Source organism: Nocardiopsis sp. MG754419 (assembly GCF_018207095.1).
Taxonomy (GTDB): domain Bacteria; phylum Actinomycetota; class Actinomycetes; order Streptosporangiales; family Streptosporangiaceae; genus Nocardiopsis.
The window spans coordinates 97,118-105,980 of sequence record NZ_QOCZ01000001.1; the positions used below are offsets into that span (position 1 = coordinate 97,118).

Consider the following 8,863-nt stretch of genomic DNA (forward strand, 5'->3'; position numbering starts at 1 on the left):
CGCGCACAACAGCGGCGCAGCCTCAGATGCTCGCCCCGGACGACGTGGCAGTATGCGCACAAGTGGCCGGGCAGGCCGCGCAGGCGAGGGACGAGGACCACGCACGAAGCGACGGATCCGAGGGGTCCGACGGGGGAAGAGGACGATGACGGTTCCCGGCATCACACTGAACAACGGGCTTCGCATGCCGCAGTTGGGGTTCGGCGTGTGGCAGGTACCCGACGACGCCGTGACCGACGCGGTACTGGAGGCGTTGAACGTCGGGTACCGCAGCATCGACACCGCGGCCGCCTACGGCAACGAGACGGGGGTGGGGCAGGCCCTGCGCCGGTCGGGACTGGAACGCGACGAGGTGTTCGTCACCACCAAGCTCGCCAACCCCGACCAGGGGTACGACTCCACCCTGCGCGCCTTCGACGACAGCGCCGAGCGCCTGGGCGTGGAGGTGGTGGACCTCTACCTCATGCACTGGCCGCTGCCCCGACGCGACCTGTACGTGTCCACCTGGAAGGCGATGGAACGCCTCTACGCCGAGGGCCGCACGCGCGCCATCGGCGTGTGCAACTTCCAGCGCCCGCACCTGGAGCGGGTCCTGGACGAGGGCGGCATCGCCCCCATGGTCAACCAGATCGAACTGCACCCACTGCTCGTCCAGGAAGAGTTGCGCGCCTTCGACGCCGAGAACGGCATCGCCACCGAGGCGTGGAGCCCGTTGGGGTCGGGGCGCCTGCTGGACCATCCGCTCGTCGAGGACATCGCTCGGACGCACGAACGCACCACCGCGCAGATCCTGCTGCGGTGGCACGTCCACCTGGGCAACGTGGTGATCCCGAAGTCGGTGACGCCCGAGCGCATCCGCTCCAACTTCGAGGTGTTCGACTTCACGTTGTCGGAGGAGGAGGTGGGGCGCATCACCGCCCTCGACGAGGGGCGGCGGTTCGGCCCCGATCCCGACACCTTCGAGGGCTGAGGGCGTGGGGGAGGCCGGGTGCCCGCTCCGGGGTCAGCGCAGCTCGCGCACCTTGCGGGCCCCGGCCAGTACGGCCTCGGTGCCGTGGCGGCGGGTGCGCGCGACGTAGACGGCACCGCCGACGAAGATCGAGACGAAGATCCCGAGCACGGCGATCAGGGCCAGGACGGACAGCACAGAAGAGATCATGCGCTCATCGTAACCGCACGCCGGACGACCAGCACAAGGGGCACCGCGCGTGAGCGCCCGTCGAACTGGAAAGGCAACAGATGGAAAGCACACCGCACAAGATCGTCAACCCGTTGAGCCTGTCCGACCCGATCGGGTACGCGCACGCGCTCGTCGTCACGTCCGGGCGCACCGTGTACGTGGGCGGACAGAACTCCCGGCGCACGGACGGCGTCATCACCGGTGACTCCCTGGTGCAGCAGTTCGACCAGGCGCTGGCCAACATGGTGGAGGCGCTGCGCGCGGCCCGAGCCGAACCGGTCCACGTCGTGAGCATGCGCGTGTACACCACCTCCGTCAACGTCTATCGGGTGAACCTCAAGACGTTGGGATCGGTCTACCGTCGGCACATGGGCCGTCACTACCCGCCGATGTCGGTCGTGGGCGTCACCGAACTGTTGGCCGCCGGCGCCCAGGTGGAGCTGGAGGGCCTGGCCGTGGTGCCCGACGACACCGACAGCGAGGCGCGGGAGGAACAGGCGGCCCGGAACCTGGTGCAGGAGGTCGACGACGCCTTCGCGGTGCCTCGGGCGGAGGGCACGGGCCCGGGTGGGTCCCCCGATCGGTCCCGCGCCTGAGGGCCCTCAGCCGGTGCGGACCAGCCACACGGCCGCCAGGCACACGGCGAGCCCGACCAGGGCGCCCGCGCCGATCGGGTCACCGAACATCAGCCAGGTCCACAGCATCGTGGTGGGCGGCGTGAGGTAGAGCAGCGCCGAGACCCGGGCCACGCCGCTGCGCGCCAGGTTCACCCAGTACAGCCCGTACCCGCCCAGCGTGGACAGCAGCACCACCCACACCACCGCGACCCAGAACCCCGGTTCCACGGGTGGGGCGAGGGTGCCGGTCATCGAGGCCAAGCCGACGAACAGCGCGGCGCTCACCGAGCACTGCACGGCCAACGCCTCGACGAGGTCCCCGCCGGGTCGGGTGCGGCGCTCCAGGAGTGTCGCCGCCACCTGGGAGAACATGCCGCCCAACGGCAGCAGGTACGCCCACCACGGGGCGGTGCCGGCGCCGAGCAGGTCGCTGCCGACCACCAGACCCACGCCGCCCAGCCCGACGACCAGTCCCAGGGCCTGACGTCGGCCTACGGTCTCGCCCAGCAGGGGCACGGCCAGGGCCGTGGCCACCATCGGCTGCAACGCGGCGATCAACGCGTTCGTGCCGGCCGACACCCCGTGTTCGGCGGCGGCCACCACACCGTAGAGGTAGCCGGCCTGGGCCAACGCGCCCACGAGGGCGTGCAGGGCCAGGTCCCGGCGGCGCATCCGTGCCCCTCGCCACAGACACCACGCCACGAGGGCCACGGCCACGACCAGGAACCGCCAGGCCAGCACAGTCGTACCGGGCGCGTACCGGGTGCCGAGCTCGGCGCCGACGAAGCCCGAACTCCACATCACCACGAGTCCCACCGCCAGGAGCGGTGCGACCAGGTCACGGGGGCGGGACGGGCTACGGGGCGGGCTCTGGGGTCCGGTCTCGGTGAGGTGCATGCCGCAGAGGTAAACACACCGGTCGGTATACTCACAATATAGTCAGCGGCCCGACGAAGGAGACTCCGTGCACACCACCGAACGACGCCCGCTCACGCCCGCCGCGCGCCGGGTCCTGAACGTGGCCTCCGAACTCTTCTACAGCCGGGGCATCAACACCGTCGGCATGGAACTGGTGGCCGAAGAGGCCGGGGTGACCAAGAAGACAATCTACGACCGCTTCGGATCGAAGCAGCGGCTGGTCGTGGCCTACCTGCGGGCTCGCGACGAACACTGGCGCGACTTCCTCACGTCCCGGTTGGAACCCCACCCCTCGCCCGAGGCCGGGATCGTCGCCACCTTCGACGCGCTGGCGGAGTGGATGGACCGGGAGAACGAACGCGGCTGCGCCATGGTCAACGCCTACGCCGAACTGTCCGACCCCGAACACCCCGGTCGTGCGGTGGCCGAGGAACAGAAGCACTGGTTGCGGGGCCTCTACCGGGACCTGGTCCGAAGCGCCGGCGCCTCCGACGCCGAGGCCCTGGCCGACACGCTCACGATGCTGCACGAAGGAGCGGTGGTCGCCCGCAACGTCACCGGGATCACCGAGGCCGCGCACACCGCGGGGACGGCCGCCCGTGCCCTGCTCCGCCTGCACGGCGTCCACGGGTCGGACGAGGGCCCCTCCTCGGCCCGTCGAGACCGGGGATCCGCCCCGGGAGGAGGCTCGACGCAGACCGGTCCCGCCTAGATCCCGCGCGTCACATCACCGCGGGTGTTCCCGCGCGCGGTCGCCGGCGGTGCGTGCTCTCTGGAGTCAGGGGAGGCCCCGAAGGGCCCCGGCGATCACCGAGGCCCCGAACGGCGCTTCCCGGCGCCCGACCTCAGAGATAACCGAGACGGGCGAGCTCGTTGCGGGCCACCTCGTGCACGTCGCCGTGGTCGCGCCGGGAGAGGCGCTCCTTCCACGAGCCCACCCCCCACGAACCATCGCTGAGCAGCTCGCTGGCCGAGACCCGCGCGCCGGTGAACTCGCGCAACCGTTCCGCGGTGGCCACCTCGCCGCCGTGCACGTCCTCGTACCGCAACGTCAACAGCTGTTCGGGGCCGATCTCCTGGCGCAACCGGGCCGACATGCGCACCGCACCGCGCCAACGCATCGCGCACTTGGCCGCCGTCGAACCCTCGGTGAACCGCTCCAGGTCCGGTTCCTCCTCCAACCCGAAGAAGTGGTTGGGGAACTCGTGTTCGAGCTTCATGAAACTGGGCTTGAGCCAGGCCAGCGACCGCTCGTCCTCCATCATGTCGGCGATGACGTCGCGGCCGTCCCTGATGATCTGCACGAACAGGGCGTCGGGGAAGGCCGCGTGCAGGGCGCTGGCGCAGTAGAGCAGGTCGGGGCTGGCGTCGCCGTAGCGGTGTGCGTCCCCGCTGTGCTCGCACGGCTCCGCGGCGGCGTTGGCCGGGACACGGGCCCCCGGACCCGGGCACCTCGGACAGGTGAGGGGGGTGAGCTGCCAGGCCTCCGCGTAGGCCTCACGGAGCAGGCTCGCGGTGCCCGAGACCTTCTCCAGTGCCAGCGAGGGGCGCCTGGCCACGGCGTACACCGCGTTGAGCACTCCGGAGGAACCGGCCCCCACATGGAAGCCGGGGGCACGGGCCAGAGCACGGGCGAGCACCGGGACGCCCGAGTGCGGTGCGCCCAGCACGAACACCGGGCGCTGGACCTTGGTCCCGTTGACCACGAGAATGTAGGACTGCTTCATGATTGTGTGCATTTTTGCACTCTTTGCCCCTCTCGTGTACATCGGACGTACCATGTGGCCGCCCGCCCCACACGTTCCCGAGGGTACGATGCGCGCCCCCGCCTGGTCCGGAGTACACGGGCGGGCCGTGCGAAACGGGTCCCGCGAGCGCTGTAACAATGGGGTATGGCCTCGCTGACCGACGACACCGCGCGCTTCGCCGACCCCGAGGGGTTCGAGCACGCGGCCGAACTCCTCACCTCCGCGCGACGTATCACCGTCCTCACCGGAGCGGGGGTGTCCACCGACTCCGGGATCCCCGACTACCGCGGCCCCCACGGGCTGTGGACCACCGACCCCAACGCGCAGGCGATGTCGGACATCGACAGCTACATGGGCGACATCGACGTCCGCCGTCAGGTCTGGCTCGCCCGTCGCGCCCACCGCGTCTGGGAGGCCGAACCCAACGCCGCCCACCGGGCCCTGGCCGATCTGGCCGCCTCGGGCCGGCTGCGCGCGCTCATCACCCAGAACATCGACGGTCTGCACCAGCGCGCGGGGGTACCGGACGACCAGGTCATCGAGGTCCACGGGACGATGCTCCGCGTGATGTGCACGGCGTGCGGTCTGCGCACCCCCAGCGCGGCGGTGCTCGCCCGCCTGGACGAGGAGTCCGACCCCCGCTGCGTGGAGTGCGGGGGCATCCAGAAGTCCGACACCATCTCCTTCGGCCAGCGCCTGGACCCCGAGGTGATCGAGGACGCCGCCGGGGCGGCGCGGGAGTGCGACGTGTTCCTGGCCATCGGCACCTCACTGACCGTGCACCCGGTCGCGGGCCTGTGCGACGTCGCCATGATGTCCCGTGCCACCCTGGGCGTCATCAACGCCGAACCCACGCCCTACGACGACTACGCCGGCGCGGTCCTGCACGACCCCATCGGCCGGGTCGTTCCGGCGTTGGTCGCCAGGGTGCTGGCGGGATAGTCGCTCTGCACGGAGCCCGCGCCCCCGCCCGTGGACGTGCCCGGCCCCCCTTCGACGCGGGAGGCGGGAGGGTCCCCGAGCCGGACCGTGACCGGCCACCGAGTCCACGCACCGCGCTGGCACGCCGTCCGGCCGAAGGTACACCGGCCGGACCCGGCGAAGACCGCCCACGGTCGTGGCGCGGCCCCCGGCGCTCAGTGACCGGCGGAGCCGTCCGGGGGCTCGGCGAGTGCGCTCCGAGCCAGGGGCGCCGAGTGGTCGATCACCGACCAGGGGTGGTCGGGGTCGTCGTCTCCGAGGAGCGGGAGAAGTCCGTTCCTGAGTCGTTGGAACGACTCCCAGAGCTCCGGCGGGGTGTCCACGCCCCTGCGCACGCCGCGCAGAGCCTTCTGGATCATCGTGCGCAGCGCCCGGTGCGTGTCCGAGCCGAGGTGCCGGGGCCAGGAACGCAGGTCCTCCAGCGCCTGACGCAGGACGGTGAGCACCACCCCGTCCACCTCGGTGCGGAACACGAGCCGCCCGTAACTGTGCAGCCGTTCCTCGGCCTGCTCCGCCGGGAGCCGGTCGATCGGCTCCAGGCGCAGCCGCAGCACCTCGTGGGTCTCGACCCACGACTTCTGGTCACCGCTCACGTACCAGGTACCGAGGTCCTCGGAGACGTACCGCAGGTAGGGGGTCAGGAGCAGGGCCAGCCGGGAGGCGGTTCCGTTCGCGCGCAACGCCGTGGTCCGCAGGAGACGGGAGATCACCGTCGCGTAGGGGACGGTCACCTCGTAGGGGTCGAGGGTCGTGGGGTCGGCCGACACGTCCGCGCGGAGCTCGAAGCCCACGCACTCACCGACGTTGACGGGCTCCCCTCGTTCGCGGCTCAGCACGGTGTGGGGCCGCTCGCCCTTCCAGTAGCCGAGGTGGCGCATGCGCAAGAGGTCGACCAACCCGAACCACTGGGAAGAGGGCAGGGAGCGCCACAACGACACCGTGCGCCGCCAGGCGTGCCAGGGCTCGTCGGCGTCCGGGTGGAGACCCGTCAACGGGATGGGCTCTTCGGCGACCAGGATCAGCAGGGTCACCAGGTTCGCGGTGTACCGGGCCTCCCGTGAGGTGACGGGCAGCCGCACCGGCGCGTATCCGACGAAGGAACGGTGGGGCGCGGGGAAGGGGGCCTCCCGGAACAGCTCCAGCAGGAGCTCCTGGAGCTCCTCGCCCAGACCCGGATCCTCCTCCACACGCCGCGCGAGCAACTCCTCCAGGAAGGACACCACCCTGTCCCGCCCCGCGAAGGCGGCGAAGGAGGCCAGGGCGTAGAGTTCGCCGTCGTCCAGGTGGAAGGACCGGCTCCGACGCCGGGACGCACGGGCGCGGTCCTCGACCAACTCGTCGAGGGCGGCGACCACCATACGGGCCACCAGGTACTCGCCGAAGGTGGCGTGCAGGAACTCGAAGGCGCTGCGGGTGCCGTCGGTGGTGCGCGATCGCGCCTCGTGCACGAAGAAGAACCGACCGAGCACCTGATGGGCGGGGGCGATCCGCCCGTGCAGGTCGGTGTGCTCCGGAACCAGGGCCGCCTCGGGCATGAGGACGGCGAGGTCCTCGTCCAGTTCCTCGGCGTGTACGCTCTGCCGGCCGCGGGTGAACATCGCCAGCGCCGCCACCTCCAAGCGCCGCAGCTCGTCCTCGATCGCTCGCTCCAGATCCCGGTCCCCGAGCCCGGGGCTGTGCTTGTCGACCTCGCGCCGGGCGAACATCGTCAGCAGCCGCTCGTAGAGCTCACCGTGGGAGAGCGTGTCCGAGGCCCGGAGCAGGGCGTTGTCGTGGGTGTCGTAGATGAGCAGCATGAGCAGCAACAGCGGTTGCTCCGCGAGGTCGCCGTACCGGAGCAGCATGGCGGGTTCCAGCCCGGACAGTCCCCGCTCGTGGAGGGCGTGCTCGTTCGCCGCGTTCCACACCCGCAGCATCGCCCCGATCCGTGCCTCGTCGAAGGGCTCCAGGCGCAGGACCGTCGTCTGCGTGGGGAACCGGGTCCGATCGGCCACCAGAGTGCGACTGGTGACGATGACGACCACGGGTCGGCCCATGGCCTCCTGTTGTCGCTGGAACTCCTGGACGCGTTCCAGGTAGTCGGAGCGGTCCACCCCCGTGGCCTGGAGGAGTTCGTCGAACCCGTCCAGGATGATCACCGGTAGCGCGCCGTCGGCGTCGTCGGCCAGGTCCCGCCAAGAGACGGAGGTGTGCAGGTCGGCCTGCAACCCCTCCTCGATCTGGACGTACAGGGGCGCGTTGGGGCTGACGGACCGCAGTTCCACGCGGATGGGCAGGAAGTCCTCGGCGGGCAACCGGGCGGCGATCATCTCGGTGAACTTGGACTTGCCCGCGCCGGGATGACCGAGGACGACGATCGGGTGTTCCGTCGAGCGAGGGTGGGTGATGAGGGACGCCGTGATCGACGGGAGGTCGTCCTCGACGGGCACGTCCCGCCACCAGTCGTCGTGCGCCGGAGTGCTGCCCGTCCGTGTCGTGGTGACCCGACCTCGCGGCGCGATGTAGGCCTCGCGCAGGGAGGGGAAGACGAGCCCGGCCGGGGCGTCGTCCGAGCGCAGCACCGGTCGCTCCAACACCGCCTGGTACGCGGCGGCGAGCTCCTCACGGCGACGGGACATCGGACGTCCGGAGCCGATCCGGGCGAGCTGCTCGTGGAGGTCGACCAGGCCGGTACCGATCTCTCGACGGGTCCGCTCGTGGTCGGCTCGGTGCATCCACATGCCGAACTCGGGGATGTCCGCGCCCAGGCGGAGCACGTTCTCCTCGAAGCGTGCGCGCACGCGGCGCGACAGCTCCCTCTGCATGCCCGTGATCAGGGGGTGGTCCTCAGTGAGACCGTGCCGTTCGGCCACGGCCAGACCACAGACGAAGGTGCCGAACGCACCGAGAGCGCCCGTCTGCAGCAGTGGCCACTCCACCGAGGGCCCGTCCGCTGCGGGCCGGGTGAGGGAGGGCAGTGGGGGAGCCCCCGTGGCTCCGAGCAACCGGCGGCCCAACACCGCGTACTGCTCCTCGGAGGTGATCTCCAGGTCGTCGAGACCGAAGGGCATCCCGACCTCGTCGAACGCCTCGTCCGCGGCCTCGAAGAACGACGTGATCACGAGGATCCGGTACGCCGCCTCGATCTTCTCCGTCCGGGACCGCCGGCTCTCGCCCTTCAACCTGCCGCGCATGCCCTCCAGCGCCCGGCGTCCTCGGCTCACGAGGGCGCCCCGCATCCCGAACAGGTCCGGGACGCCGACCAGTCCCAGGCCCCCGTCGGTGAGCCGCTCCGCCAGATCCAGGACCTCCGAGTCGTGTGCGCCGAGGATGCGCAGCGCGTCTTCGTAATCGAGTCGTTTCGCCATCGCGGGGGCGGCCTTTCCGAGTTCGAGGGGTGGAACGCGGCGGACCCGGTACCGGGGGTACCGAGTCCGCCG

At 71.0% G+C, this 8,863-nt stretch carries 8 protein-coding genes; 4 read left to right on the top strand and 4 right to left on the bottom strand.

The window, feature by feature from the left end:
• The first annotated feature begins 145 nt into the window (after window positions 1–145).
• Window positions 146–970: an aldo/keto reductase gene (locus tag DSY14_RS00455; protein ID WP_211714376.1), complete on the top strand. Its 825-nt coding sequence runs from the start codon at window positions 146–148 to the stop codon at window positions 968–970.
• A 33-nt stretch (window positions 971–1,003) separates the two neighbouring features.
• On the opposite strand, the gene DSY14_RS00460 is transcribed toward DSY14_RS00455, so the two are convergent.
• The gene (locus tag DSY14_RS00460) at window positions 1,004–1,159 is read right to left on the bottom strand and encodes a hypothetical protein (protein WP_211714377.1); all 156 of its coding nucleotides are present in this window, start codon (window positions 1,157–1,159) and stop codon (window positions 1,004–1,006) included.
• Between the two features lie 80 nt (window positions 1,160–1,239).
• On the opposite strand from DSY14_RS00460, the gene DSY14_RS00465 reads away from it, so the two are divergent.
• A complete protein-coding gene (locus tag DSY14_RS00465) occupies window positions 1,240–1,776 on the top strand; it encodes a RidA family protein (RefSeq protein WP_211714378.1) in 537 nt (178 codons plus the stop codon).
• A gap of 6 nt (window positions 1,777–1,782) precedes the next feature.
• Here the strand turns inward: DSY14_RS00465 and DSY14_RS00470 are convergent, their stop codons facing one another.
• Window positions 1,783–2,694 (bottom strand): DMT family transporter, encoded by a 912-nt coding sequence (locus DSY14_RS00470; protein WP_211714379.1) that lies wholly within the window; start codon window positions 2,692–2,694, stop codon window positions 1,783–1,785.
• 67 nt (window positions 2,695–2,761) lie between these two features.
• Between DSY14_RS00470 and DSY14_RS00475 the strand changes: the two genes are divergently transcribed.
• Window positions 2,762–3,427, top strand: coding sequence for a TetR/AcrR family transcriptional regulator (locus DSY14_RS00475; RefSeq protein WP_211714380.1), 666 nt, complete (start codon window positions 2,762–2,764; stop codon window positions 3,425–3,427).
• Between the two features lie 133 nt (window positions 3,428–3,560).
• Here the strand turns inward: DSY14_RS00475 and DSY14_RS00480 are convergent, their stop codons facing one another.
• Entirely contained in the window at window positions 3,561–4,442 is an 882-nt protein-coding gene (locus tag DSY14_RS00480) for a sulfotransferase (protein WP_211714388.1), read from the bottom strand.
• A gap of 165 nt (window positions 4,443–4,607) precedes the next feature.
• Here DSY14_RS00480 and DSY14_RS00485 point away from each other — a divergent pair, with 165 nt between their 5' ends.
• On the top strand, window positions 4,608–5,405 hold the full coding sequence (locus DSY14_RS00485) for a Sir2 family NAD-dependent protein deacetylase (protein ID WP_211714381.1): 798 nt from the start codon (window positions 4,608–4,610) through the stop codon (window positions 5,403–5,405).
• A gap of 194 nt (window positions 5,406–5,599) precedes the next feature.
• Here DSY14_RS00485 and DSY14_RS00490 read toward each other — a convergent pair whose 3' ends face one another.
• Complete coding sequence (locus DSY14_RS00490; protein WP_249187095.1) at window positions 5,600–8,791, bottom strand: NACHT domain-containing NTPase; 3,192 nt, start codon at window positions 8,789–8,791, stop codon at window positions 5,600–5,602.
• Between the last annotated feature and the right edge of the window lie 72 nt (window positions 8,792–8,863).

What these genes read in the sequence shown, in the direction of transcription:
- DSY14_RS00480 (WP_211714388.1), bottom strand. Translation starts at nt 4,442, where the DNA reads ATGAAGCAGTCCTACATTCTCGTGGTCAACGGGACCAAGGTCCAGCGC.
- DSY14_RS00485 (WP_211714381.1), top strand. Translation starts at nt 4,608, where the DNA reads ATGGCCTCGCTGACCGACGACACCGCGCGCTTCGCCGACCCCGAGGGG.
- DSY14_RS00470 (WP_211714379.1), bottom strand. Translation starts at nt 2,694, where the DNA reads ATGCACCTCACCGAGACCGGACCCCAGAGCCCGCCCCGTAGCCCGTCC.
- DSY14_RS00490 (WP_249187095.1), bottom strand. Translation starts at nt 8,791, where the DNA reads ATGGCGAAACGACTCGATTACGAAGACGCGCTGCGCATCCTCGGCGCA.
- DSY14_RS00455 (WP_211714376.1), top strand. Translation starts at nt 146, where the DNA reads ATGACGGTTCCCGGCATCACACTGAACAACGGGCTTCGCATGCCGCAG.
- DSY14_RS00460 (WP_211714377.1), bottom strand. Translation starts at nt 1,159, where the DNA reads ATGATCTCTTCTGTGCTGTCCGTCCTGGCCCTGATCGCCGTGCTCGGG.
- DSY14_RS00465 (WP_211714378.1), top strand. Translation starts at nt 1,240, where the DNA reads ATGGAAAGCACACCGCACAAGATCGTCAACCCGTTGAGCCTGTCCGAC.